Source organism: Paraburkholderia sp. SG-MS1 (genome assembly GCF_012275575.1).
GTDB lineage: Bacteria > Pseudomonadota > Gammaproteobacteria > Burkholderiales > Burkholderiaceae > Paraburkholderia.
This window is the reverse complement of record NZ_NPIH01000045.1, coordinates 1-24,430: the sequence shown is the minus strand read 5'-3', so window position 1 is coordinate 24,430 and position 24,430 is coordinate 1. Positions and strand designations below refer to the sequence as shown.

The following is a 24,430-nucleotide window of genomic DNA, read 5'->3' as shown; positions in this document are numbered from 1 at the left end:
TCACCGCATCACCCGCCCCACCCCCACGCCTCGTGGATCGGCCACCGGCTCAGGCGTCGTGCCCTCGACGCGAATCATCTGTACATCGCCATTGAACGACTGTTCCTCCAGCGTGTACCCCATCGCCTTCAACTGCTCGGCCAGCTCGCCGCTAACCGGATGGAACGGCTCGAAGTAGATCGTCTTCTGCGGCAACAACTGATGATGAAAACGCATCGCGGTCAGCGCGTCGGTCGGCGTCATGTTGAAGTCGTACAGGTTGGTCATCACCTGGAAAATCGACGTCAGAATCCGCGAGCCGCCAGGCGTGCCGATCACCAGCGCCACCCTGTCGTCCTTTAACACAAGCGTCGGCGTCATCGAAGAAAGCGGCCGGCGTCCGGGCGCTATCGTGTTGAGCTCGGCGCCGCTCGTGTCGGCCGCGCTCCCGCTGCCAGGCCTGGTCACGAAGTCATCCATCGCATCGTTGAGCAGGAAGCCGCCGCCGTCCACCACCACACCGGCACCGAAATCGCCGTTCAGCGTATAGGTGTTCGATACCGCGTTGCCCCACTTGTCGACCACCGAGAAATGCGTGGTTTGCGCCTTCTCCGGCATCGCGTCGCCGAGGCCGGGCTTCACCGGCGCGGCGCCCGGCATTTCGTCGGGCTTGACTTCGTCGGCGCGTTGCGCGAGGTAGGCGTCGTCGATCAGCTTGTCGGTGGGCACCTTGTACGAGTCCGGATCGGCGAGGTATTGCTGCCGGTCGGCGAATACGCGGTCCTCGATCTGCGCGATCAGATGAATGTACGGCGCGGAATTCGGCTCGAGACCGTCGAACGCCTGCTTCAGATCGGCTCTCATCTTCAGCATCTGGATCAGCCCAATGCCGCCCGAGCTCGGTGGCGGCGCGGTAATCACGCGGTAGCCGTTCCAGTCGGCCGACAGCGGCTGGCGCCACACCGCCTTGTACTGAAGCAGGTCCTGCTTCGTGATCAGACCGTGGCCGTACATCTGCTGGGCGATCAGATCCGCGGTGCGGCCTTCGTAGAATTCGCGGCCGCCGTCCCCGGCGATCCGCGACAAGGTCTGCGCGAGTTCGGGCTGGCGGAACGTCGCGCCCGCCTTCAGGCCGGAGAAGTAGGCATCGAAATTGGTCCTGCCAGCGAAATTTTTCACGGCCGCATCGCGACGCTGCTGCAGCGACGGGTCGACCGCGAAACCGTCGGTCGCGTAACGGATCGCCGGGGCGAGCACCTGCTTCCACTTCAGCTTGCCGAAACGCCGCTGCGCCTCCCACATGCCGTCGACGGTTCCCGGCACGCCCACCGCGCGATGACCGACCACGCTCATGCCGGGGACCAGGTTGCCTTTGTCGTCGAGGTACATGCCGCGGGTCGCCTGTTGCGGCGCGCGCTCACGGTAGTCGAGAAAATACGGCTTGCCATCCATGAACACCGTCATGAACCCACCCCCGCCGATGTTGCCCGCGTCCGGCCGGGTCACGGCCAGCGTGAAGGCGATCGCCACCGCGGCATCCACCGCGTTTCCGCCCGCGGCGAAGATCTGCTGCGCCGCGTCGGCGCTATAGCGATCGGGTACGGCCACCGCCGACGCATCGAGCACCGCTTTGGGCGGCGGCGTTTTCGCCAGCGCAGGAGCTGGCGCGACCACGCCGCCGGATAACGCGGCAAACAGGGCCGAAGCCATGACGATCCGGGAGCGGAAAAAAGAGAAGCGGCAGACAGAGGCGAAAGGCGCGCGAAGCGCGCCGTGCGTCGGGACAGACATCCGAGAACTCCGGCAACTAAGGGCGCCATGGTGCACGAACGGCGGCCATTCATGCAAGGCGACAACGGGCGGTGCGGCCTGTACGGACCGGCTGCGGCAGGGGCAGGCACTGCGCGCCGTCGCGCAGGCCGCACGGCCCAGGGAAATGTGGGGCGGCGGGTAAGGCGGGCCGCGGAGAACGGGCTTCGCGTCACCTGAGGCAGGTGGCCGGCCGCCGGTGCGCTCACGCAGTCATGGGCAGCCCGCGGGCGACATGTGCCCCGCCAGCAGGCGGCCCCATGCGCGCCGATCCACATCGAGGTCACTCAAAACGAATCCATACCTTGCGTTCGCCGACCTCGACATGCGTTCGACGTGAACGCGACACAGATGCGATGGGAATACGGCCAGCACTTCGCCGACAAGTCTCATCACGGACCTGCGTGGCTTCGCAAGCCCCCGTGAAACTCAAGGCAAAGAAGCCTGCAACACGCTCCGCCGCGCGCTGCGGACGAACTCCGCGCCGCTGGCATGCTAAGTCGCTCGCGTGCGCGCGAACAAACCGTTTTACCTCCTGTTACAGCGTCCCGGAGCCCCAAATCCGCGCGAGAACCGCTTAAACGTTGGCTGCGCGCCGCATTCGCCTGCCGTCGCCGGACTGCTCAGGTAGAATTGTCGGATAAGTGGGCGCACCGCGCGCCCCCGACAGACTTTCACCTTCTCGCATGAATACCGAACGCAACGACGCGCCAGCGGCATCCAATTTCATCCGCAACATCATTGACGACGACAACCGTACCGGCAAGTGGGGCCAGCGCGTCGAAACGCGCTTTCCGCCCGAACCGAACGGCTACCTGCACATCGGTCACGCAAAGAGCATCTGCCTGAACTTCGGCATCGCGCGCAGCTACGGCGGGGTGTGCCATCTGCGCTTTGACGACACCAATCCAGAAAAGGAAAGCGTCGAATACGTCGACTCGATCATCGACTCGGTGCGCTGGCTCGGTTTCGAGTGGGAAAAAGATGGCAAGGAGCAGCTCTATTACGCGAGCGACTACTACGACAAACTGTACGAATTCGCCGAGCTGCTGATCGAGCGCGGCAAGGCGTATGTGGACAGCCAATCGGCCGAGGAAATGCGCGCGAACCGCGGCTCGGCCACGGAAGTCGGCACGCCGTCGCGCTTTCGCGAGCGCTCGGTGCAGGAGAACCTCGAGCTGTTCCGCCGCATGAAGGGTGGCGAGTTCAAGGAAGGCGAGCACGTGCTGCGCGCGAAGATCGACATGTCGTCGCCGAACTTCAACATGCGCGACCCGGTGATCTACCGCATCCGCTTCGCGCATCACTACCGCACCGGCGACAAATGGTGCGTGTATCCGATGTACGACTACACGCACTGCATCTCGGACGCGCTGGAAAACATCACGCATTCGCTGTGCACGCTCGAGTTCGAAGACCATCGGCCGCTCTACGACTGGATTCTGAACGAGCTCGCCGACGCGGGCATCTTCACGCGCCCGCTGCCGCAACAAATCGAGTTTTCGCGCCTGAACCTGACCTACGCGATCACGAGCAAGCGCAAGCTGCTGCAACTCGTCAATGAAGGCCATGTCGACGGCTGGGACGACCCGCGTTTGCCGACCATCGTCGGCCTGCGCCGGCGCGGCTTCACGCCTGAATCGATCCAGCTGTTCTGCGAGCGCATCGGCATCACCAAGGTCGATTCGTGGATCGACATGAGCGTATTCGAAGGGGCGCTGCGCGACGATCTCGACGAGAAGGCCCCGCGTATCGCCGCCGTGCTCGATCCGCTCAAGCTGATCATCGACAACTTCCCCGAAGGCGTCACCGAGCCGTGCAGCGCGCCGGTCCACCCGCATCATCCGGAACAGGGCATACGCGAGTTTCCGATTTCGCGCGAACTGTGGATCGAGCGCGAGGACTACAACGAAGCGCCGCCGAAGGGCTATTTCCGCCTGTTCCCGGGCAACAAGGTGCGGCTGCGCTACGGCTACGTGATCGAATGCACGGGCGCGGACAAGGACGAAAACGGCAACGTGGTCGCGGTGCATTGCAACTACTTCCCGGACAGCAAGTCGGGCACCGAAGGCGCGAACACCTACAAGGTCAAGGGCAACATCCACTGGGTCAGTGCGGCCGCCGCGTGCCCGGCAGAAGTACGCATCTATGACCGGCTGTTCAAGGAGCCGCAACCGGATGCCGGCGGGCGCGACTTCCTCGAAGCGCTGAATCCGGATTCGAAGCGCGTGGTCAACGCCTACCTGGAGCCGGGCGCGCGCGACGCGCTGCCGGAGCAGCGCTATCAGTTCGAGCGCCACGGCTATTTCGTCGCCGACCGCGTCGATTCGAAGCCGGGCCAGCCGGTGTTCAATCGCATCGTCAGCCTGCGCGACAGCTGGGGCAAGCCGGCGTAAGGTGGAGCGGCAGCCGTTCTCCGCGCATCTGAAGTTGCAGACGGCGTGCATCCGCTTCACGGGTTGCACGCCGTTTCGTCGCATGATGGTCTATCGACAGTCACAGCGCGGCCTGGTGGGCGCGCCGGTCCGGGAGGCCCGATGAAAGTTGCAGCCCGCCGCCGCGGGGCGAGTGCCGGAGCAGGCACCGGAACGATGACGACGCCGCGCACGGCTCACGACGCATGCCGCGCACATCGCTCACGCGCCGTTCGTGCCGCGTGCACCGCCTACCCCGCACGTCTGGCCTACCGCGCGCGTTGCGCGCTCGTGGCGCTGGCCGCACTCGGCGCAGCCTCGCTCGCCGACCCCGCTCACGCGGACGAACTCACCGGCACGCTGAAAAAAATCCACGACGACGGCGTGATCGTGCTCGGCGTGCGTGAAGCGTCGATCCCGTTCTCGTATTTCGACGGCAAGCAGACGGTCGGCTATTCGCAAACCATCGCGCTGCAGATTGTCGACGAAATCAGGAAAACGCTCGGCATGCCGCAGCTGAAGGTTCACGAGATCACCGTGACCTCGTCGAACCGCACGCCGATGCTGCTGAACAACCAGATCGATCTGGAATGCGGTTCGACCACGCACACGGTAGAGCGCGAAAACGTGGCGGCGTTTTCGAACAGCTTTTTCCAGTACGCGGTTCGCATGATCACACGCAAGAACAGCGGCATTACGGATTTTCCGGATCTGGCGGGCAAGACGGTGGTGACGACCGCGGGCACGTCCGACGAACGCCTGTTGCGCCGCCTGAACACCGACAAGCATCTGAACATGCGCATCACCAGCGCGCGCGATCATCAGGAAGCCTTTACTGCGGTCAAGGAAGACCGGGCCGTGGCCTTCGTGATGGACGAGCCGATCGTGTACGGCTTCAGGTCGACCGATCCGCGCCCCGATGACTTCGTCGTGACCGGCACGCCGCTCGGCTACGAAGTCTATGCGTGCATGTTCCGCAAGGGCGACGAACCGTTCCGCTCGCTCGTGAACCGGGTGATTTCGCGCTCGCAGACTTCCGGCGACGCAGAACGCCTGTACCGGCAGTGGTTCACGCAGCCGATTCCGCCGCACGGCATCAATCTGAATTTTCCGCTGTCGGAGGCGAACCGCGCACTGTTCGCGCATCCGAACGACCACGCGCTGGATTGAACGTTAGGGCCTCGGGGGCGAGCAGCAAGTGGTCACCCTCTCTGCGTCTACAACGACCGATGCAACTCCGCCAGCGAGAGCGTCGTCTGAAAGAGCCGCGTGAGACTGCGGCTTGCGTACTTCGGAATTTCGTCGATCGCGGCCCAGCGGTACGCGTCCATCTCGGGAATCAGCGTGCCGTCGGAGCGTCGCGGGAACAGGGAGGTGCAGGTGCATGCGCTCAGATCGAGTTCGTCGGCGCTGGCGCGCGCGGCGAACAGATGCAGATCCTTGTCGCGCCGGTAGACGAACAGCCCGAGATCCTTCAGACGCCCGGGCGCGATCGCGATGCCGGTCTCCTCGACCATCTCGCGCAACGCCGTGACATGCGGCGCCTCACCCTCTTCGCCGTGCCCTTTCGGAATGTCCCAGTGCGACGTTTCGGTGGCGTGCGCAAGCAGCAACCGTCCATCTGGATCGAGCAGAACGATCCCGCAGGAAACGATCCGCGGGCTCATCGATGCGCCACGCCGCCGCAGCGCGCGGCTTCGAGCGGCGCCGGCGGCAGGCCGGTGCGCGCCGTCATCACGGCCTGCATTTTCAGTTTTTCTTCTGCAATTGCCAGGCGCCGCCTTGCTTGCAGAACTGCGGGCGCAGATGCATCGATTGGCCCTTCGCGTTCAGTTCGACGGTGAGATTGCGGCAGGTACGCCCGCCATCGGTGGTGGTATCGACGACGGCGATCGTCGCGTCGATCTTCACGCTGTTGCCGGTGCCTTCATTGACCCAGTGAGCGCTTTCGCCGTCCTTCGTGTCGTTGAGCGCGGCGATGACGGCCTTCTTCACCGACGCCACGTCGCGCTGCTTCATGTAGGACATCGGCGTGTCGTTCAGAAAGCCGAGATTCGCCGCCTGCGCGCCGATTGCACTGCCTAGCAGCAGGCTCGCGCCGGTCAGGTTAAGCAGCACACGGGTTCGTATCGACATGAAAGATTCTCCTCGAAAGTGTTCCGGGGCGGTCTCGAGCACGTGGGCTGCGGCTCTTGATCTGGACCCCAAAAGCATAGCATGCCCCCGGAAACGGCCGGCGCGAGGTGGGACGCCGTCGATTTTAGGACGAATGCAACAGCGTCTTATGAAGCGCCTTCATAGCATTGGCGCTTCCCTTTCCGGAGTCGTCAAGCTTCCGGCACCCTCGTCATGAACTCCTGTGTGCGGGCGGCTTTCGCGCTGACAACCGGCGTGTGCCATTACATCGTCGCCGGCTCGTTCGACTGAGCGCGGCCGGGCCGTCAACCGGAGGCAGGCCAGGGCAACCCAGCTGGCCGCGCCCTCGTCCACCGTCAGTTTGCGGCCGCGCCAGTGGTCGCCACATGGACTAGTGCACCGGGCGCCTGGTACCCATCGGTTAGCGTCTTTAGAAACGCCACCACGTCCTTGATCTCGGCTTCGTCCAACACCGGTTTGTCGCCCGGCTTGCGGTCGAACGGCGCGTCGGTATTCAGATTGCCCCAGTAGCGCTGCGGCAGATCGTCGAACTTCTGGACCTTGCCCTTCGAGACCGGATAGAACTTTGCCGGATTCGTGTCGCGTTCGGCGTAAAAGCGCACCGCCTGCTCGAGCGAATGATAGATGCCGTTGTGGAAGAAGCTCTTCTTCAACGCGACGTTGCGTACCGTCGGCGTGCGGAAAAGACCGCAGAATTCGTCGCGTCCCTTCAGGTCGGTACGCTCCGGGCCGCATGCGCCAAGGTCGTAGAAGCGCGGATCGCGGTTCACGGGCAACGCCCGGTTGCGCGGCACGCCGATCGCGATCAGACCGAAGTCGCTGAACTGCGGCGGCGCGCCATCCCGGGTGCGCTGGCTGATATGACAGCTCGCGCAATTGCCTTTCTGTTCGTCGTTGAAGAGTTGCAGGCCGCGCAGTTCGGCTGGCGTCAGCCGCGCCTTGCCCGCCAGATACGCGTCGTACTTGCTGGTGTACGGATAGAAAACCTCCGGTGTTTGCTCGAACGTTTCGAGCGCCTGCAGCACGGCTTTGAAGGCAGCGTCGTCGTTGTCGAAAATATGCTCGCCGAAGGCCGCGCGGAAGGCGTCGGCGTATGGCGCGGCCTTGACCGCCGCCGTGACCTTGGCCGGCGTGCTGCCCATCTCGAACGACGATAGCAGCGGAATGCGCGCCTGTTCGCCACCGCGGTCGACCCGCCCGTCCCAGGTGAGGCCGCCGGTGGGTCCGGCATCCACGCTTTCGTCGCCTTCGTCGTCGGACTCGTGGTAGTGCTCGGCGAACGCCGGCACCGCTTGCAGATACTTCAGCGTCGGCGCGGCGCGCAGGCCGGTGCGGTGCATGTCGCTGCCGCCCAGTTGCACGGACAACGCATTAGCTGGCGCAAAGCCGTGCTCCGGACTGTGGCACGACGCACAAGCGAGCTTGCCCGAACCGGAGAGCGACGCGTCGAAAAAGAGTTGCTTGCCAAGCGCCGTCATTTGCCGCACGGATTCGTAGACCTGCGCGCGTGACTGGCCGGCGTCATGACCCGCGATCCTCACGGCAGAAGCCGCCTCAGGCGCCGCGGAGACGGACGCACCGGCGTGGCGCGGCGCGGCAATGGCGCTTGCGCCAGCTGCAGCGTTCGCGCCGCCCTGCGCACTCGCACTCGCGACAGCGCCCGCATCGCCCGCGCCGCCCGCATCGCAAGCTGCCAGCATCATGGTCACCGTCATGGCGCTGAGCGCGACGAGCACCGCCTGGCGCACGCCCGGTCTCGCCTGCCCCGCGCTACGCCGCTCTCCTCGCCGCATCATTGTTTCCCCACTCCCCGTGAGACCAAGCCGCATATGAACGATGTGAATGTGCGATATCGAAGTCGGCGAGCATATTTCATTTTCATGTCGTTCAAATGACACGAAGCCGACGCAAATTCTTCGCCAAAGGCGATTCGTAATTAATTACATCTCTCTGTCAAATTCCCTCGTCAAACTTTCGCCGGCGGTCGTTCGTGTAAGGAACGCGCGCGGCCCGTCCTCAACGCGAGAGAGAGAAATCATTCAAATGAACAAGAAACTGATCTGCGCGACGCCCATTGCGATCGCAGCGGCACTGAGTCTGTACGCGTGCGGCGGCAGCGAAATCACGCAACCTGACATCACGTCGATCAAGACGGTCGTGGTGATCTACGCGGAAAACCGCAGCTTCGACAATCTGTACGGCAACTTCCCGGGCGCGAACGGTCTGCAGAACGTGAACGCGACGAACGCCGCTCAGCTGGACCGCGACGGCACGCCGCTCGCGACGCTGCCGCAGGTATGGAACGGCCTCACGCAAACCGGCGTGACGCCGGTGGTCACGCAGGCAATGACGGCCAATCTGCCGAACAGCCCGTTCGCGATCGACGACCCGAAGGGTTTCAACACGCCGATCACCGCGACGACGCGCGACCTGTATCACCGCTTCTACGAGAACCAGATGCAGATCAACGGCGGCAAGAACGACAAGTTCGCCGCTTGGGCGGATTCGGGCGGCCTCGTGATGGGCCACTACTCGCTCAACGCCGACAAGCTGCCGCTCTGGAAGATCGCCCAGCAATACACGCTCGCCGACAACTTCTTCATGGGCGCGTTCGGCGGCTCGTTCCTGAATCACCAGTGGCTTGTCTGCGCGTGCACGCCGATCTATCCGAACGCGGACAAGAGCCCGGCAGCCGCCTCGATCTCGGCGGTGGAAAGCGACGGCGTGACGCTCAAGGTCGCGTCGAACTCGCCGGCCTCGGCGCAAAGCGGTCCGCCGAAGTATGTGCTGTCGGGCAACCTGACGCCGGACTTCTACGCGATCAACACGATGCAGCCGCCGTATCAGCCGAGCGGCAACAAGGCGGCCTCGGGCGGCGACGCGAATCTCGCCGATCCGGGCCAGGCGACCACGCTGCCGCCGCAGACGCAGAAGCACATCGGCGATCTGCTGAACGACGCAAAGGTGTCGTGGGCCTGGTACGGTGGCGCATGGGGCGCGGCGACCGCAGCAGCGCAGAATGGCACGTCGAACGTGATCTACGGCGCGAACCTGACGGCGCCGAACTTCCAGCCGCACCATCAGCCGTTGAACTACTTCGCCGACCTCGCGCCGGGCACCGCAAATCGCGCACAGCATCTGCTCGACGGCGGCATGGGCGGCTCCGAGTTCATCAAGGCGATCGATGCCGGCACGCTGCCGCAGGTGTCGTTCTACAAGCCGCAGGGCAACCTGAACGAGCACGCGGGCTACACCGACGTCGCGAGCGGCGACCAGCACATCGCCGACGTGATCTCGCACCTGCAAAAGAGCCCGCAATGGAACAACATGCTGGTGGTCGTGACCTACGACGAAAACGGCGGCTTCTGGGATCACGTCGCGCCGCCGAAGGCCGACCGCTGGGGTCCGGGCACGCGCATTCCGGCGCTGATCATCTCGCCGTACGCGAAGAAGGGTTACGTCGATCACACGCAGTACGACACGACGTCGATCCTGCGCTTCATCACGCATCGTTACTCGCTGCCGACGCTGCCGGGTATCGCCGCGCGTGACGCGGCGCTGACCAGCAACGGCGGCAAGCCGCTGGGCGATCTGACCGCGGCGCTGAATATCAAGCATTAAGGACGTGGCAGCCGGGCGCGGCGCGTTGGTGTCGGCCCGGCTATCCATGCCGGCCTTCGCGGGCCGGCAACGCGCAATCGACAAGCAACAGTCCGCCTGATGGCGAGACTTCGACGGGCAGCTTCGGCTGCCCTTTTTTGTCCTGCGCATGGCCGGCGCGGCCTGTCCGCTTCTCCATTATCGAGGCGCGCGTCGGCCGCACGCGTTTTCGTGAGCGGCGTATGCTTCGACCCAAGGCGCGAGCGTTCCCGTCGATGCCGTCCGCCATCCTTCCTCACGCGTGGCAGCCTGCCCGCTCATTCGGGAGTTCAACAAGATGACTGAAAGAACCATCAAGGTTCCCGGTCCCGCTCATCCCATCACGGTCGAGCCGGCGCGGGCCCGCGTCGTCGTAACCGTGGCCGGACGGGTGATTGCCGATACGCACAAGGCGCTGGTACTGCGCGAAGCGGCGTACCCGCCGGTGTATTACGTGCCGCGCACCGATGTCGACATGACGTTGCTGGCGCGCACCGATCATTCGACTTACTGCCCGTATAAGGGCGAGTGCGCGTACTACAGCGTACCGATCGGCGGCGAGCGGACAGCGAATGCGGTGTGGACGTATGAGGCACCGTACGTGTCGGTGAAGGAGATCGCGCAGCATCTGGCGTTTTATCCCGACCGCGTCGATTCGATCGACGTGCAGGCGAACAACTAGAAATTGCCCGCGTAGCGAAGCGAAGCGAAGCGGCCGATGTCCCGCTTCACGGCGCGCGTGATGACGTGCGATTTCTTCACTGACGTTCACACTGACCACGAACCCGTCAACGCACTGGATACCACGAGCATCGGCGTACGGAGCGGGCTGAGAACGTGAGTGGGATGGCGCGTCGAACTGCGAGCTGTCATGAGCAACCGCGAAACGCAAACGAAGCGCGTTCAATCCGTCTGGATACGGCAGCCCCACATGGCGCAAGGGAAACGCGCTGCGAACCGCAGCGCAGCGCGCTGGAATCCCGCTTATCTGAAGTAGTACGGCAGGAGGGACTCGAACCCCCCACCCTCGGCTTAGAAGGCCGAACAACCACCCATTTATCGACGTTGATCAAAATTCCCGTGACCCCACAAAGTCCTTATATAGCAAGGCTTTCGTGGAAGTTTGATTCATTGAGACGTTGATCTGAGTTGACCGGTTTTGCCATAATTCGGTTACATGGCGGTTACATGGAATACGCGTGTAACCAGCAACCGACGGGAGAGTGATGGCGAAGGTCAATTTCACAGCGGCGCGCATCAACGGGCATAGCTGCCCGAATGGCAAAACACAGGCGTTCATATGGGATGCTGGGGCGACGGGTCTTGGCCTGCGTGCGACGGCGGCAGGCACGCGCACCTATATTTGGCAGGGCAAGTTCAACGGATTGACGATCCGCGTTTCAATCGGTGCTCCGCATGATTGGGATATCGTCGCCGCGAGAGACGAGGCGCGCCGCCTGAAGCGGTTAGCTGACAGCGGCAAAGACCCTCGCGAGGAAATGGCCCAGCAGCTTGCCGCCGCTGCGGCACGGAGACTTGAGGCACGGCGCAAGGATGCCACCGTAGGCGAGGCATGGGATGCATACCTTGCCGCGCACCGCTCGAAGTGGAGCGAGCGCCACCACCAAGACCATTTGAACCTTTCGCAGGCTGGAGGAGAAAAAAAGCGGCGTGGGAAGGGTTTAACCGTGGCGGGCCCGCTCGCTACCCTCCTGCAACTCAGACTGCCCGATCTCGACGCCGACCGGATTGCATCGTGGCTCCAAACAGAGGCAAAGAACCGCCCGACAAACGCGGAACAAGCCTATCGTAAGCTGCGCGCCTTCATCCGCTGGTGCAACGAGCTACCTGACTACCGCGGACTCGTCCCGGATGGCGCATACGCAGCACGCGCCGTGCGAGCCGCAGTTCCACGCCCGAAGGCGAAAGACGACTGTCTGCAACGCGAGCAGCTTCGCCCGTGGTTTGACAGCGTGCGCCGCATCGACAACCCGGTTATCTCAATTTATCTCCAGGCCCTGCTGCTGACCGGCGCACGTCGTGAAGAGATGGCGGCTCTGCGCTGGGACGATGTGGACTTCCGCTGGCGCAGCCTCCACCTTGCAGACAAGGTGGAGACCGAGACCGGGCGCATGATCCCGCTCACGCCGTACCTAGCGGCCCAACTGCTCGAACTCAAGCGCATTAACGAAACGCCGCCGAACGTGCGCCAGATGCGCCGACTTGATGCGCGCGGCGAAACGTGGAGGCCGTCGCCTTGGGTGTTCGCCAGCAAGACCGCCGCCGATGGCAGACTCGCGGAGCCGCGTATCGCACATCACAAGGCGCTGACAGCAGCGGCCCTGCCCCGCCTGAGCCTGCACGGCCTGCGCCGCTCGTTCGGCACGCTGTCGGAATGGTGCGAGATCCCGGTGGGCGTCGTGGCGCAGATTCAGGGGCACAAGCCCAGCGCGATTGCGGAAAAGCATTATCGCCGCCGCCCGCTCGACTTACTGCGCTTATGGCATGACCGCATCGAATCATGGGTCCTCGAACAAGCGGACATTGAATTCAAGCCCGATCAGGGGCAGAACGAGCGGCGATTGCAGTCAGCTAATCAATGACTGACAACATAGCAAAAAAGAGATAAACTCGCTGCGTTTGGCTTAATTGCATGTGCGCGCCCGCTCTCCTACATCGCTGACACTGCGACGTAATTTGAGAGTCAACGAATGGGGAGGCCTCACGTGCGTCGGCTAAACGAGCCAGGTAACCGATGACTGGATGAATGGATTGCGCGATGACTGACCTTGCCACCTTGAAAAAACGGCTGCCGCTGGCTAACCCGGTCGCCCCCTCCGAGTGCGAGACAAAAGGGCAGGAGTTAGCCATCGCCCGTGAACTCATCGCCGCGCGCGTGCGCGCCGGACTAACTCAGGAGCAGGTAGCCGAGAAGATGTGCACGACCCAATCGACCATCGCGCGTATGGAGAGCGGTCGAACGCTGCCCTCGCTCCGAAGCCTGTCTCGCTACGCTGAAGCGACGGGGAGTCGTGCCGTGGTGCATCTAGAAGCCGCAAAGTAAAGTTACCGCCGCCTGACGGCATCAGGCAGAGCGGCGACGCGGGTGCGCCAACACCACGCGCCGCCTAACCACAAAACGACCTATGAAGGAGGTCCGCATCATGGCTATTTTGAATTCTAACGCTCTGTCGCCCGATGCGAATGTGCGGCAAGAGCAACTTTTCGCCGTTATGGATTCTCTCCTTGACGATTTGGCCGAGCACGGTGACCGTATTGCGAGCATCGCTATAGCTGGGGGCGACTACGTGACCGAAGATGCTTCACGTGGGTACGACGGCGACGCCGTCGCGCGCGGGTTATTCAGGACGGTTCAGGGAATTGCCGAAGACGCCGCGCCGCTCCACAAACTTCGTGAAGCCATCTGCCGTTTGCACGCCGATTTGACTGCCTAATATCCATTCTCTGCCGGGTGCTCCGCATCAACTCCGGATCGCGGGGCGCTCCTTTATCAAGTTCTCTGCACGCCCGTGAATATCCTTTCGCTTAACGAACTAGGAGATGCCGCCGCCATCCTTAGCGATTTCGCTCGGAGCAATGACTTGGTGATCGAATTTGATCGCAAGACGCTAATCGACGAAGCCCTTAATTGGCGTTTGAACATTTCCGTTGTACTCCCCGAGCCATTCAGATACAACCGAAAGAACGGCGTGCCGATTGCAGAGCAAACCTTCCCAAAAGGCGCGTATCATTTTTTTCTGCACCCGCAAACAGCATTGGCTCTCCTGTCACGCCCGCGGCATAGAGCGGAATTACAGCGTGTCGTAGCTCGGCATCCGGGAGGCGGTGTAGTTACTCCGGGAGGCAATGTCGATGTGCTCTCCCTAGCAGGTGGACCGGCCATTCAAGTCTCGATGGATGACTTGCTCGTGACTAGTCACGAACTTGAGCGGTACATCGGGGACCTTCAGCGGCACATGGAAGCACTTCGCGCCAAATACGGCACGCCTCTCATGCAAGACGATACAGAGCAAATCACCGCGCGGCTTATGGCGGACTTGAAGAGGGTATCGGCTCTTCCCTCCGCGGGCGCGCAGCAAAATGGTCAACAGCAAGATCAATCATCGAGCGCTGAGCCGGGCCCACCAGCGTTAGTAGGCAACGAACCGCTCGATGCGTCCGAGCAGGCCACCAGCGGTCCGCCCGCCGTCGCTCCTACCCAGGCGTTGCCGGATGAATCGCGGATTTACAAGCCGAATTCAAAGCGTCATGCGTTGAGTCACATTATCAATATGGCGAAAAACCTCGCGATTGATAAAGGCGACTATCAAGTCGTGTGGGCGGAAATGGTGCGCTTAGCCAGCCTCCCTCAGCCGCCCGCGCCGCTCATCGGGTACGCTGAGGGGGAAATCAAATACAACGGGCCGCAGGGACTAGCGTTCTACACAAAAAACGCTTTGCGTAATCACATGGCAAGAAGCGCTCGCTAGTGCGCGTCAGTGCTCGCTAGCGCCCGATTCCGCTCGCATCTATCGGAGAAACTCCGAGCACGCGAAAAAATCTGTGTCACCTTAACTCAACGCCGGTAAATCCGGCGACGGTGATACAGACATGACAAGCAATCAACTCGCAGCGATTGCAAAAAATCGGCCACTTCTCTCGACCGATGAGCTGGCAACGTTGCTCACGTTGCGCCCGCAATCGATCCGCAAGCGCCTTTGCCAAACGGGCGCGTATTTCTGCCTGCGCCCCGTGAAGATGCCGAACGGTCGCCTGATGTGGCCTGCCGATTCCATCGAGCAACTCTCCGGGGGGCTGTAATGGCCGCCGAGAACATGAGCGCAGCCGCGCAGCGTGCCCGAGTTGTCGAGGCGCTCCGCGGAGGCCCGCAAACCACCTACTCCCTGCGCGCGCGCGGCATCAGCCATCCTGCTATGCGGGTATTGGAACTGATCGCCTCCGGGTACACGATCCTTTCCTCTCGCGTGCGCGCCGTCGATTCGGACGGCTTTGCACACAACGGCGTCGCTCTCTACGAGCTTGCTGAGCTTCCCCAGCCTGACCTTTTCGAGGAGGGGCAAAGCTAATGAGCCGCTTTATCGTCCTTCCTGCGCGCCTGCTTCAGGATGGCCGCCTCACATCTATGACGCATTTGCGCGTTCTTATGGCTCTCGGGTCGTACACGGACAAACACGGTTGGGCGTGGCCGAGCCGCAAGAAGCTCGCCGATCGCATGTCGATTGATGGCACCGCCGTGTCCGTCAATCGCGTCAGCCAGTGCATTGCGGACCTGAAGGCGTGGGGTTATCTCGAAGTTATTTCACAGGCACGCGACTCCGACGGCAGCCAGACCACGAACCGCTATCGTGTTCTGTTCGATATCGGCGGCCCGGAAGCGACGCCCGAAATCAACGGAGACGTTCCGGTAGGCGGAGGTCGCCACCCCGTAAGCGGCGCTTACTCCCCCGTAAATGCCATGGGCTTACCCCCCGGTAAATACCATGGCATTTACCCCTTGAAGGTACCAAAGAACGACTCATTGAAAAAGGAGACACATAGCGCAAGCGCGCAAGCAGTGGATGAACGTTTTGAGCAGGCGTGGGCCGCTTACCCGAAGCGTGCTGGCGGCAATAGCAAGCGCGACGCACTGAAGGCATGGAGCGCCCGTCTGGCCGCTGGCGAGCACGAGGACAACATGCTGGCTGGCACAAAGCGCTACGCAGCCTTCTGCGCGGCAACGGGTAAGGTCGGAACCGAGTACGTAAAGCTCGCCTCAACCTTTTTCGGCCCTGCTCGCCACTTCGCTGATGAATGGGCCTTGCCAACGCAGGTATCGAAGCCCGTCAATCGCCCGCAGCGATTCGATCCCGTTGCCCATGTCAACCGCAACCGTCCCCAGTTCAATGACCAACCCGATTTCATTGATGTCTGATCGCTGTTCATGGCTTGAGGTTCACCCTAAGCTTGGAATCTCGTTGATGGACCATCTTTTCAATCGCCTCGACGGCGCATACCCGAACCGCTGGCGCGCAGCCTTCCCGAACGAATACGCGGTCTCCAATTGGCGCGAAGCGTGGGCAGAAGCCTTCGATGAAGAAGGAATCACCACGCAGATGATTTCGGATGCGCTGCGCGCTTGTCGCAAGACTTACGACTGGCCGCCGTCGCTCGCAGAGTTCCTGAAGGTCTGCAAACCTGCCGTTGACGCCGATGCGGCGCTTCACGAAGCCGTCGAACAGATGCGCGCGCGCCAGCACGGCAAAGACGAGTGGTCGCACCCTGCCATTTTCTGGGCGGCGGTGAAGGTCGGCGAGTTCGATATGCTCGGACAGACCTTCGCGGCGCTCAAACCGCGGTTCGAGAGCGCGTTGAGGAAGGTGCTCGACGGCGGAGAGTTTCAGCCTGTACCCGCACGCGTGCCAGCCCTTCAAGGGCCAAGCGCCGCAGAATCGACGCGCGAGCATGGACGCAACCGCCTCGACGGGTTGCGCGCGTCGGAAATCCTCAAGAGCATAACCACGGGCGGCAGCGCCGAATGGGCGCAACGCATCATCGCAACCGAAAAGGCGACGGGCAGGGTTCCGCTGAACAAGTTAAAAATCGCTAAACAGGCAATTCAGCAGGTATGAAAATTAATCGAAATCTCGAAAAGCAGGCTGAGCGCCTTGCCGAACTCCTTCGGCGGAATGGGGAACCAGAGTCGGAAGTGCAGCGCCGGGTACAGAATGCACTTGCGAGCGCGCTCGATCGCGGGGCAAATCGTAGGACGCTGCGCAGTGCGGAACGCGAGGCGGCCAACCCATTCGTTGGTTGTCGTTCGATAACCCACGTTGCAGGCGATCTTCGCATGAGGCGCGTCGACCTCTTTGCATGGCTTGAGCAAGAAGGTTGGTTCTTTCGCGGCATCAGCGGCAAATTGCAGCCGACGTCGTCGGCGGTTTCGAACGGATTTGCGGTGTTGCGCGGCTCGGCGTCGATTCGATACGGTCAGATAACGCCTTTCGGGCTCGCTGAACTGACGCGACGTTTGGTCATGGATGTGGACGGCGAACCCCTTAATTGATGCGCTGGCGAGAATTTTGTTACGCCAACGCGCATGCACGCACGCGCGAATGACAGCATCAATCTCACGGCGTGCCCGGGCGCATTAGGGCAAGTGCGTCGCCAGTTGCCGCATCGGCTGACGATAGATATTTCTATCTTAATTTGGAAGGTTGAAAATAGAAATGTCTATAAAAACCGAAAAATTTGGAAATTTACCCTTTCTTGTCTAAACTTCCTTATTTGGAGATGCCAAATGGCAGGCAAGCACAAGAAAGGCAAGGGCTCGGTCGGCTCGAAGGACAACGCAGGCCCTGAAGCACTACCCTTGTTTTCGGCTCTGGGCGAGTCCGCCCTTCCGCCGGGAGACCAACCGATTGACGGGGCCCTTTCCAACGGCTCAGCGGGCAATCACAACGCCAAAGAACACCTCGGACGCTCGGAAAATGATGTCCCGCCGTGGGCGAGCGTCGATCCCAGAGAGAAAGCGCATTACTCTTTCGTAATGCCCAAAGAATACGATCTCATGATGGAGTGGATATGCGACACCCTACCCCGAATGTCGAAACGAAGGTTGATACGCGATGCCGTGCGCATTTATGTTGACGCGCTGATTGCGAAGTACTACGGAACAAGGGAAACGCACAGTTGAGAAATGCAGCGAAAGGCCCTAACAAGTTTAATCCTGCCGAATGCCTGACCGACGAGGAGACCATCGTTGCGTTCCTGAACGAGGCCGCGAGAGACAACGATCCGGCGTTTCTTAAAAGCGCACTTAGCGATGTAGCGCGGTCGACCATTGGCATGTCAGCGCTGGCGCGCGCAACAACCGGCGCGGGCGGTGAAAACCGTTACAAGGCGCTGTCTCAGAACGGCAATGCAGACCTTGGCACAATCATCAAGTTTCTCGATGCGCTCGCCCTGCGTATGACCTTCTCACCGCGCGAACAGCGTGATTCGACCCATGCGTAAGCCAGTCACGCGCCCACAAAAGCCGCCTCGCCGCAAGTTGGTGCGTAACACACTCGCCGAGGAGATTGCCATCGCGCGCGGCATTGCCGCGGACCCGGATGCTCGCGAATTGACCCGGCGCGATATTCGCGCGATGCGGCCGTTCCGGGAACTGCTCAACAAGCAACCCCGCACTAAGGCCTAACGTGTAGACGTCTGGACTCGATCTGACAGACGCTGTCAGTCGTAGGGTTCAGTTCGGCCAATTTCAGACGTTGCGAAGCGCGCCCTAGATCAAGCACAATCGGGGCGGAAAATTGCGGATGTAGCTGATGTATCGATATTAAAAATGACCGTCAAGAAATCGCTCCCCGTGAATTTAGCCTTCCGAGCCACAACCGAATCAGACGCTGACACCTTAGTCAGTATTCGTATTGCCGCGATGCGCGAAAGTTTGGAGCGCATCGGCCGCTTCGATCCACAACGCGCTCGCGAGCGCTTCCTGGCGTCATTTGATCCCGCTCTGTGCCGATTCATCGAGGCCGATGGTATTCAGACAGGCTTTATCTTGATCCGCCCGCAGCAAGATCATTGGTTTCTCGATCATCTATATATCCTGCCCGAGCACCAGGGCAGAGGCATTGGCGCAGCCGTCTTAAGCGACGTCTTGAAGAGTGCCGACGCGCAGTGCATGCCAATCCGCCTGGGTGCCTTGCGCGGCAGTGATTCGAACCGCTTTTACCGGCGGCATGGCTTCGTACAGACTGACGAAGCAGAATGGGACATCTACTACGTGCGCCATCCGAGCTGATTGACCGCTTTCGGAAAGCGTGATTGTCCGGTGTGGGTCGGTTCCCGACTCTTGCCGCCGCATGGTTGAGGATGCCTTCGCCGATCTGACGGCGTGTGACCGATGACGTTCCGACTTATGCACCTTCCCGCGCTCAACTGGACACAAGCTCGGAAGAAGCAACGTTCTGTGTAAGCCGAGCGAATCTCTTGAATTGTTTACTACGTGTACGTGTACCACGCGTCATTCAGCCCGCCGACGATCACGTCTGTGACCTCGCGTCGCCCTCTCAGCCATTGACCCACGATCTCTCTATGTCGTTCGGTAGCGGAACTGCGTCGAGCTGCTGAGGTAATGTAGCCGCTGAAACCGGCGTTGACCCCTCCGCCAAATGCCAAGCCGTTCGCCTCGATGCACTCCTCGATGAGCGCATCGATGAAGGCGTCGCGCTGCTGTTCGTCGAGCGGCGCGCGAATCGCCGCCGACACTTCGAATCCGAGTTCTTGAAACTCCCCGATGCGAAGCTTCTTTCGTTGACGCCGATTGTGGCTTTTTGACATCTGCTTCCTCACTCCTGAAACGGCGAAGTGCGAGGCGGTTACCGCGGCCGAGCCGAGGCTTTAGCGACGTCCTTACCGCGAACGTCCACAAGCCACAAGTCAATGGCATCTACCGACCGGCTACCGGCTCTCCCCTGTGGACTTTAGCGTTAGAGCATACGGTAATTTTCTTACGCCAACATGCGCGCGCACGCGCGTGCGGATATTCGAATGCATCTCCCATAGCAAGGGTGCCGGACTAGCGAGACTTGCATAACGAGCGAGACTGGCGCGATTGGAAAACGAAAATCGGCACCCTCCCAAAGCTGATTCAAGATGGAAGCCTTTCTACATCGAGGCTTCTATGCTTCTTAACCGAAAGGCGCGCGCTGCCTCAAAAGCGCATCCTCAGCCCCACAACGAAAACAAGGCTTCGCCCGAAAAGGCCATCGCTGAGACGGTCGGTTTGCCTGCCTTGGGATTTCAAGACACTGCCAGCTTGGAGGCGTTCGGCCAACGTGCCCACGATGATGCCCTCGTACTCCATGAGGCGATGCGCACGGCTGAGCGCGACCGCAGTCTCATCGGAGTCCTCGAACGCATTCGCGCAGAACGGCTTGCGCTGTTTGAGGAACTTGGCGTCGATGGTGAAATCGAGTCTGCGGCAAGGCGTTCCGTATCTGAAGGTGTGAGCGTCCGAGAGGCGCTGCAAGCTCGCGCCCACGAACTGCGACATACCCGCGAACGACTTCTCGCGGACCGACAGAAGAAACGCGCGGCTGCCGCTGAGCGCTCGGCTGACGCCGCCCCGCGCATGCGTCGCGCCATCGAACAGATGTGGAACGCACAGACAGAAGCACGCAGGCTTGAAAGCCTTATCGCCGGATTCGCCAGCGCGAAATTGGCGCGACACGAGGAGCTTCGCAGCATCGGCCTCGACGAAGCACAGATCACCGCAATTGGCATCCGCCCGACCGACGCCGACCGCGCGGAATGGGTTGCCGCACTCGAAGCGAACCGCGAGCAAGAGCGCCATCTTTCGACGCTCCTGCGCCGCGGAGCTACGGCATTTGTGCCGTACGCGGAAAATGCGGCCGAGTAACCGCCGCCATGTCGATTTTCGACTCCATTTCCTCAAGCGTTTCACAAGCCGCGAGCAGCGCGTACAACACAGCCCGCACCAGCGCGCAGAGCGCGCAACGTCTGACCTCGACGCGTGTGCTGAAATCCGAATGGACCGGGCTGAATACCCTGCTGCTCGCTAAGTTCTACCCGCTCAAGCGCACGTCCGGTGGATGGAACCAAAGCACCGACGTGCGGACAATCTCCACCGCGGACAATTTCACGGTTGACGACGGCTATGAGGTCTGGTGTCCGGCTACGGACGGGCAAAGCGAAATGTCCCTTAACTGGCATTCGCCTTTCGAGGGTACGGGCGCGGAGTCGAAAGCGCCGACCATATCGTCCATGCTGCAATCCGGCTCCTTATCGCCGTTCGTGCAGGCGACGGGCGAGAAAGCCGGCGCGACTTCTGCGGCTGATTCGATAAGCGCTGCGCTCGCGTCAGCTGAAGGGCGCTCAGGCATTACCAAGCTGAATTCCACGCAGGTCTTTCAGGGTATGCCGCCCGTCAAGCTGTCGATGACGCTGCATTTTCGCGCATTGATCGACCCGGTTTCGGAGGTGAAAGCACCTATCTCGATGCTCAAGCAATGGGCCGTGCCGCAATACCTCGCCACTGACGGCGTTATGGCCAACGCCGTCGCGAACGGCTCGAAACAGAGCATCGTCGAAACGGTGTTCCCGTCGATGGCCCCGCAGATTATTGGCATGCGGTACGGCGACATGACCTACGAGCCGCTCGTCATCGAATCCATTTCTGATCCGATCACCGGACCGCGCAGCTCGGATGGCGTGCTGATTTCATGCAGCGTGAGCGTGACCCTCGCGACGTTGGCGGCTATTGACCGTCGAGACATTCAAAGGATTTACGCATGATCAACCGAATGACCCCGGAAAAGTGGCGCGAAGTGCGCGAGCTGTATGTCGCTGGCCGCACGGCGAAATGGCTGGCCCAACGCTTCCCTGTCGCTGAGGCAACTATCCATCGCCGCAGTAGCCGGGAGCGGTGGCGCGAGGCGACGCTCGCTGCGGAGCAATTGTCCACAGAAAATGGGGGTTAAATGGATCACCAAAATGAAGGAGCGCAGCGCGACAAGGTCGTACGCGAGGCCCTGCGCCGCTTCAAGCGCGACCCGCGCAAGCCCGACGACCTCGAACGCCTGCGCTACAACCTGATTGTGGCGCGCGTGATGGCGGGCCTGACCGCGGTCGAGGCCGCGCAGAAGCTCGGCTATGCGAACAGCACGCAACTGAGCCTGATCGAGTCCGGCGAGCGTAAGACACCGGATGCCCACCAGTTCCTGATGGACTGCGGGCGCGTCTATTCGTGCTCGGTCGATTTCCTGCTCGGTCTGTCGCCGCACATTGACGAGTCAGCGCGAGTGGCGCACGAACACGCAATGGCGCGCAGCATCGAAGGCTTAGGGCAGGGAATCGTGATGATGCTCACGAATGCTTTCGCAAAGTACACCGAGCAGGCTCATCCGGTTGCGAGCGAGTATCAGCGGATGCTCACGGCCGTCGAGCGCGTCGAGGAGACCATCAACGTTATGCGTGACAAGTACGGCTTCGACGAGATTCCCGGCAGTGCCCCCGTACTTCGCGCAGTCGAGCAGCTATCCGCTATCGCCGAGCCGATCCGCGACAAGCTCCGGCACTTCCAGAACGTAGAGGCGTACATCGACGACGTGAAGGCGGGCCGCATGCCTGCGATTCCGTACCTGTCCGAGCGCCACGCACAATTCAAGATGCATTTATAAGGAACGAGATGACAGCGCGCATGCGCAAGGTAATTTGGGACAGCGCGAATACGCCGGTTGGGGTGACGCTGGCGCAACTGCTCTACCGCATCCGCAAACACGACGCGCGCGGCGGCCTCATGTTCGACCCGCTGACAGCCGCCGACATTCTGGCGGACGCCGATAGCGTGCTGACGCTCGATGCACTGGTGGTTCCCTGAGCGCGCCTCGAAACGCGCATGACGATCCTGAAAAAGGTGATGGACCGAGCCGTGGATGGCCTGAGCGTGGCGTCGTTCCAGATTACCGAGCCGTTCGCGCAGAAAGCTACGACCAACGTCGCTGCCCTGTTCGAACTCTCGGACGGCCACACGCTGTCAATCTTTTTTCAGAATCCCGACGTGTCGCCCAAAAAGATCATGCCGGGCGATGACCTCATTTCGTGGAAATGGATGCTCAACAAAAAGGACGTGACGATTGCCGTCGCGCCGGAGCGCGGCCGTGATTTGAACGTGCGTAACGTCGCGCTGCGCGTTATGGGCCCGGCTGCGAAAAACAGTGCTCGCTTTGTCTCGACAAAAGCCAATGACTAAAGCGGACTCACAAGGGTTCCTGATTCCGGATATATCGCTCGACCTGAGCAACGTCACGACGGGCCTCGACGGTGCAGAACCCCAATGCGAGCGCGAGCGGTCCGCAAACGCACGCCTCGCAAAAGCGCGGTAGTGCGCTTGATGCGGGCGGCGCGGCGCGCACGTCTGCCGCCCTGCCCTCGCCCCGCATGAGCGCGAACAAGGCCGCATGGGAACGCCCGCGCGACGACCGCGGCCGGTTCGTCGCGCGTATGCCGCCGACACAGTCGGCCGTTCTGGTGCGCGTGCCGATGAACGCGCCCAACACGATCACGCCCGCACCGGCCGAAGGCAGCAAGGCCCCGCGCCCGCAACGCACCGCGCCAGCCGCGCCCGCATCAGACCTCATGCCGGTCACGAAAGCGGTCGACTCGCTCACGCTCGCGCAGGCAGCCCGCGCTGAAGCATCGGCGAAAAATCAGGGCAAAGATTCTGCCGCGGCGGCGCGCGCGGCCTGTTTGGATCGGGCGGCGGATCGGGCGGCGAGGGCGACAGCGCGCGCGGCGGCGTGCTCTCGAAACTCAAGGGGCTATTCGGTCGGCCATCCATGCCGGACGTGGGCGATTTTGACAAGGTCGATCCGACCATTGAAGCCGCGCACGAAATGGGCAAGATGCTCGGCCGGACCGATCGGCACGCTTGGCAAGCTCGGCAAGTCTCTCGCCGGTCGATTTGGCGCGAAGGATGGTGCGATGCCCTAGTATCAGCGCATCTTTACGGAACTGCGGCTGACGCGTCGACAGCAAAGCGACTTCAGCATCGCCGAGGCGCGCGCGCTGAAGGACATCCAGAAGAAAACCGGCATCGGCGAGGCGGCCGGGAAAACGGGCCTCGTGGGCATGATCGGCGGCGGCTTCCTGAAGCTGCTCGGCGGCGGCGGTGGGCTGCTCAGGACACTCGGCGGCGGCGCGCTCAGTCTCGGCAAGATGGGCCTGCGACGCCTACCGCTGCTCGGCGCGCTGTTCGCGGGCGTCTCGGCGCTCGCCTCGATGTTCGGGCCGGGCGATTCGAACAAGAGCGACGAGGAAAACCGTAAGGACCGCTTTACCGGCGCGGGCTCAGGTATCGGCGCGCTCATTGGCGGCGGCCTCGGCATGCTGCTCGGCCCGATCGGCGCGATCGTCGGCGGCGTGCTTGGCGACAAGGTTGGCGAACTGGTCGGCGCGTGGCTTGCCGACGTGGACTGGTCGAAGGTCGCCGCGACCATTACCGACGCATGGGACTCGACCATCGGATTTTTCAAGGACTCCTGGAAAACCGTCACCGACAAGCTCGACGGAATCAGCAAGACAGTAAGCGAGGCGTGGAAAACCATCATCGACGGCGCGAAAGCGTTCCTGAAAGACAAGTTCGGTATCGACGTTGACGCGATCGCGCAGAAGGGTAAAGACCTCGCGAGCGCAACCGGCCTCGACCTCGTCAATCACCCGGAACTGGCGGCGGACCCGGCCAACGCCGCGAAGAACGCAACGTGGTACTGGCAGAGCAAACACGGCCTCGCCGACGCAGGCAAATCGGGCGACGTGCTCGCCGCGACGAAGAAAATCAACGGCGGCACGAACGGACTCGGCGACCGCTAGAAAAAATTCCAGCAATATCTCGCGGAGGTGAATACGCC

At 61.9% G+C, this 24,430-nt stretch carries 29 protein-coding genes, 1 tRNA gene and 1 pseudogene; 24 read left to right on the top strand and 7 right to left on the bottom strand.

Going from position 1 to position 24,430, the window contains the following annotated elements; all coding sequences use genetic code 11:
• Complete coding sequence (gene ggt, locus CIC12_RS03725) at positions 1 to 1,770, bottom strand: gamma-glutamyltransferase (RefSeq protein ID WP_168662294.1); 1,770 nt, start codon at positions 1,768 to 1,770, stop codon at positions 1 to 3.
• A gap of 704 nt (positions 1,771 to 2,474) precedes the next feature.
• On the opposite strand from ggt, the gene CIC12_RS03720 reads away from it, so the two are divergent.
• Entirely contained in the window at positions 2,475 to 4,184 is a 1,710-nt protein-coding gene (locus CIC12_RS03720; RefSeq protein WP_168662292.1) for a glutamine--tRNA ligase/YqeY domain fusion protein, read from the top strand.
• 141 nt (positions 4,185 to 4,325) lie between these two features.
• Positions 4,326 to 5,372 (top strand): transporter substrate-binding domain-containing protein, encoded by a 1,047-nt coding sequence (locus CIC12_RS03715; protein ID WP_238812355.1) that lies wholly within the window; start codon positions 4,326 to 4,328, stop codon positions 5,370 to 5,372.
• Positions 5,373 to 5,419: 47 nt separating this feature from the next.
• Here CIC12_RS03715 and CIC12_RS03710 read toward each other — a convergent pair whose 3' ends face one another.
• From CIC12_RS03710 to CIC12_RS03700, 3 genes are all read right to left on the bottom strand, one after another.
• On the bottom strand, positions 5,420 to 5,869 hold the full coding sequence (locus CIC12_RS03710) for an NUDIX hydrolase (RefSeq protein WP_121315256.1): 450 nt from the start codon (positions 5,867 to 5,869) through the stop codon (positions 5,420 to 5,422).
• A gap of 82 nt (positions 5,870 to 5,951) precedes the next feature.
• On the bottom strand, positions 5,952 to 6,338 hold the full coding sequence (locus tag CIC12_RS03705) for a hypothetical protein (RefSeq protein ID WP_168662290.1): 387 nt from the start codon (positions 6,336 to 6,338) through the stop codon (positions 5,952 to 5,954).
• Between the two features lie 356 nt (positions 6,339 to 6,694).
• Complete coding sequence (locus tag CIC12_RS03700; RefSeq protein WP_446727958.1) at positions 6,695 to 8,155, bottom strand: cytochrome-c peroxidase; 1,461 nt, start codon at positions 8,153 to 8,155, stop codon at positions 6,695 to 6,697.
• A gap of 247 nt (positions 8,156 to 8,402) precedes the next feature.
• Here CIC12_RS03700 and CIC12_RS03695 point away from each other — a divergent pair, with 247 nt between their 5' ends.
• Together CIC12_RS03695 and CIC12_RS03690 are read left to right on the top strand one after the other, a co-directional pair.
• The gene (locus CIC12_RS03695) at positions 8,403 to 9,980 is read left to right on the top strand and encodes an acid phosphatase (protein ID WP_168662288.1); all 1,578 of its coding nucleotides are present in this window, start codon (positions 8,403 to 8,405) and stop codon (positions 9,978 to 9,980) included.
• 316 nt (positions 9,981 to 10,296) lie between these two features.
• A complete protein-coding gene (locus CIC12_RS03690; RefSeq protein ID WP_168662286.1) occupies positions 10,297 to 10,680 on the top strand; it encodes a DUF427 domain-containing protein in 384 nt (127 codons plus the stop codon).
• Positions 10,681 to 10,995: 315 nt separating this feature from the next.
• On the opposite strand, the gene CIC12_RS03685 is transcribed toward CIC12_RS03690, so the two are convergent.
• Positions 10,996 to 11,064, bottom strand: a tRNA-Ser gene (locus CIC12_RS03685).
• Positions 11,065 to 11,224: 160 nt separating this feature from the next.
• Between CIC12_RS03685 and CIC12_RS03680 the strand changes: the two genes are divergently transcribed.
• The 13 genes from CIC12_RS03680 to CIC12_RS03620 all read left to right on the top strand — a co-directional run bounded on the left by CIC12_RS03680 (position 11,225) and on the right by CIC12_RS03620 (position 18,801).
• Positions 11,225 to 12,601 carry a tyrosine-type recombinase/integrase gene (locus tag CIC12_RS03680; protein ID WP_168662284.1) on the top strand — a complete coding sequence of 459 codons (1,377 nt, stop codon included), beginning with the start codon at positions 11,225 to 11,227 and terminating at the stop codon, positions 12,599 to 12,601.
• Positions 12,602 to 12,777: 176 nt separating this feature from the next.
• Positions 12,778 to 13,062 (top strand): helix-turn-helix domain-containing protein, encoded by a 285-nt coding sequence (locus CIC12_RS03675; RefSeq protein ID WP_168662282.1) that lies wholly within the window; start codon positions 12,778 to 12,780, stop codon positions 13,060 to 13,062.
• Between the two features lie 100 nt (positions 13,063 to 13,162).
• Complete coding sequence (locus CIC12_RS03670) at positions 13,163 to 13,453, top strand: hypothetical protein (RefSeq protein ID WP_168662280.1); 291 nt, start codon at positions 13,163 to 13,165, stop codon at positions 13,451 to 13,453.
• Between the two features lie 147 nt (positions 13,454 to 13,600).
• Complete coding sequence (locus CIC12_RS03665) at positions 13,601 to 14,488, top strand: hypothetical protein (protein WP_168662278.1); 888 nt, start codon at positions 13,601 to 13,603, stop codon at positions 14,486 to 14,488.
• Between the two features lie 121 nt (positions 14,489 to 14,609).
• The gene (locus tag CIC12_RS03660; protein WP_168662276.1) at positions 14,610 to 14,819 is read left to right on the top strand and encodes a DNA-binding protein; all 210 of its coding nucleotides are present in this window, start codon (positions 14,610 to 14,612) and stop codon (positions 14,817 to 14,819) included.
• Positions 14,819 to 15,085, top strand: a complete 267-nt coding sequence (locus CIC12_RS03655) for a helix-turn-helix domain-containing protein (protein WP_168662274.1) — start codon at positions 14,819 to 14,821, stop codon at positions 15,083 to 15,085. Before CIC12_RS03660 ends, CIC12_RS03655 begins: the two co-directional genes overlap by 1 nt.
• The gene (locus CIC12_RS03650; RefSeq protein ID WP_168662271.1) at positions 15,085 to 15,930 is read left to right on the top strand and encodes a helix-turn-helix domain-containing protein; all 846 of its coding nucleotides are present in this window, start codon (positions 15,085 to 15,087) and stop codon (positions 15,928 to 15,930) included. Before CIC12_RS03655 ends, CIC12_RS03650 begins: the two co-directional genes overlap by 1 nt.
• Before the next feature lie 46 nt (positions 15,931 to 15,976).
• A complete protein-coding gene (locus CIC12_RS03645; protein WP_168662269.1) occupies positions 15,977 to 16,627 on the top strand; it encodes a replication protein P in 651 nt (216 codons plus the stop codon).
• Positions 16,624 to 17,061, top strand: a complete 438-nt coding sequence (locus tag CIC12_RS03640) for a phage antirepressor KilAC domain-containing protein (RefSeq protein WP_168662268.1) — start codon at positions 16,624 to 16,626, stop codon at positions 17,059 to 17,061. The genes CIC12_RS03645 and CIC12_RS03640 overlap by 4 nt, the downstream gene beginning before the upstream one ends.
• Positions 17,062 to 17,295: 234 nt before the next feature.
• Positions 17,296 to 17,691: a hypothetical protein gene (locus tag CIC12_RS03635; RefSeq protein WP_168662266.1), complete on the top strand. Its 396-nt coding sequence runs from the start codon at positions 17,296 to 17,298 to the stop codon at positions 17,689 to 17,691.
• Entirely contained in the window at positions 17,688 to 18,011 is a 324-nt protein-coding gene (locus tag CIC12_RS03630; RefSeq protein ID WP_168662264.1) for an addiction module antidote protein, read from the top strand. Before CIC12_RS03635 ends, CIC12_RS03630 begins: the two co-directional genes overlap by 4 nt.
• Positions 18,004 to 18,195, top strand: a complete 192-nt coding sequence (locus CIC12_RS03625) for a hypothetical protein (protein WP_168662244.1) — start codon at positions 18,004 to 18,006, stop codon at positions 18,193 to 18,195. Before CIC12_RS03630 ends, CIC12_RS03625 begins: the two co-directional genes overlap by 8 nt.
• Positions 18,196 to 18,363: 168 nt before the next feature.
• Positions 18,364 to 18,801, top strand: a complete 438-nt coding sequence (locus CIC12_RS03620; RefSeq protein WP_446727960.1) for a GNAT family N-acetyltransferase — start codon at positions 18,364 to 18,366, stop codon at positions 18,799 to 18,801.
• Positions 18,802 to 19,001: 200 nt separating this feature from the next.
• Here the strand turns inward: CIC12_RS03620 and CIC12_RS03615 are convergent, their stop codons facing one another.
• A complete protein-coding gene (locus CIC12_RS03615) occupies positions 19,002 to 19,340 on the bottom strand; it encodes a YggL 50S ribosome-binding family protein (RefSeq protein ID WP_168662260.1) in 339 nt (112 codons plus the stop codon).
• Between the two features lie 343 nt (positions 19,341 to 19,683).
• Here CIC12_RS03615 and CIC12_RS03610 point away from each other — a divergent pair, with 343 nt between their 5' ends.
• The 6 genes and pseudogenes from CIC12_RS03610 to CIC12_RS03585 form a co-directional block, all read left to right on the top strand.
• Entirely contained in the window at positions 19,684 to 20,421 is a 738-nt protein-coding gene (locus CIC12_RS03610) for a hypothetical protein (protein ID WP_168662258.1), read from the top strand.
• A gap of 8 nt (positions 20,422 to 20,429) precedes the next feature.
• Positions 20,430 to 21,317, top strand: a complete 888-nt coding sequence (locus CIC12_RS03605; protein ID WP_168662256.1) for a hypothetical protein — start codon at positions 20,430 to 20,432, stop codon at positions 21,315 to 21,317.
• Positions 21,314 to 21,502 carry a hypothetical protein gene (locus CIC12_RS03600; protein WP_168662254.1) on the top strand — a complete coding sequence of 63 codons (189 nt, stop codon included), beginning with the start codon at positions 21,314 to 21,316 and terminating at the stop codon, positions 21,500 to 21,502. The genes CIC12_RS03605 and CIC12_RS03600 overlap by 4 nt, the downstream gene beginning before the upstream one ends.
• Positions 21,503 to 22,201 carry an XRE family transcriptional regulator gene (locus CIC12_RS03595; protein WP_174771892.1) on the top strand — a complete coding sequence of 233 codons (699 nt, stop codon included), beginning with the start codon at positions 21,503 to 21,505 and terminating at the stop codon, positions 22,199 to 22,201.
• 20 nt (positions 22,202 to 22,221) lie between these two features.
• The gene (locus CIC12_RS03590) at positions 22,222 to 22,401 is read left to right on the top strand and encodes a hypothetical protein (RefSeq protein ID WP_168662252.1); all 180 of its coding nucleotides are present in this window, start codon (positions 22,222 to 22,224) and stop codon (positions 22,399 to 22,401) included.
• Positions 22,402 to 22,416: 15 nt separating this feature from the next.
• Positions 22,417 to 22,773 (top strand): annotated as a pseudogene (locus CIC12_RS03585) (defense against restriction DarA-related protein); the annotation flags it as partial.
• A 7-nt stretch (positions 22,774 to 22,780) separates the two neighbouring features.
• Here CIC12_RS03585 and CIC12_RS03580 read toward each other — a convergent pair.
• Complete coding sequence (locus CIC12_RS03580) at positions 22,781 to 23,191, bottom strand: hypothetical protein (protein WP_168662248.1); 411 nt, start codon at positions 23,189 to 23,191, stop codon at positions 22,781 to 22,783.
• 454 nt (positions 23,192 to 23,645) lie between these two features.
• Between CIC12_RS03580 and CIC12_RS03575 the strand changes: the two genes are divergently transcribed.
• On the top strand, positions 23,646 to 24,392 hold the full coding sequence (locus tag CIC12_RS03575; RefSeq protein WP_168662246.1) for a hypothetical protein: 747 nt from the start codon (positions 23,646 to 23,648) through the stop codon (positions 24,390 to 24,392).
• Positions 24,393 to 24,430 lie beyond the last annotated feature (38 nt).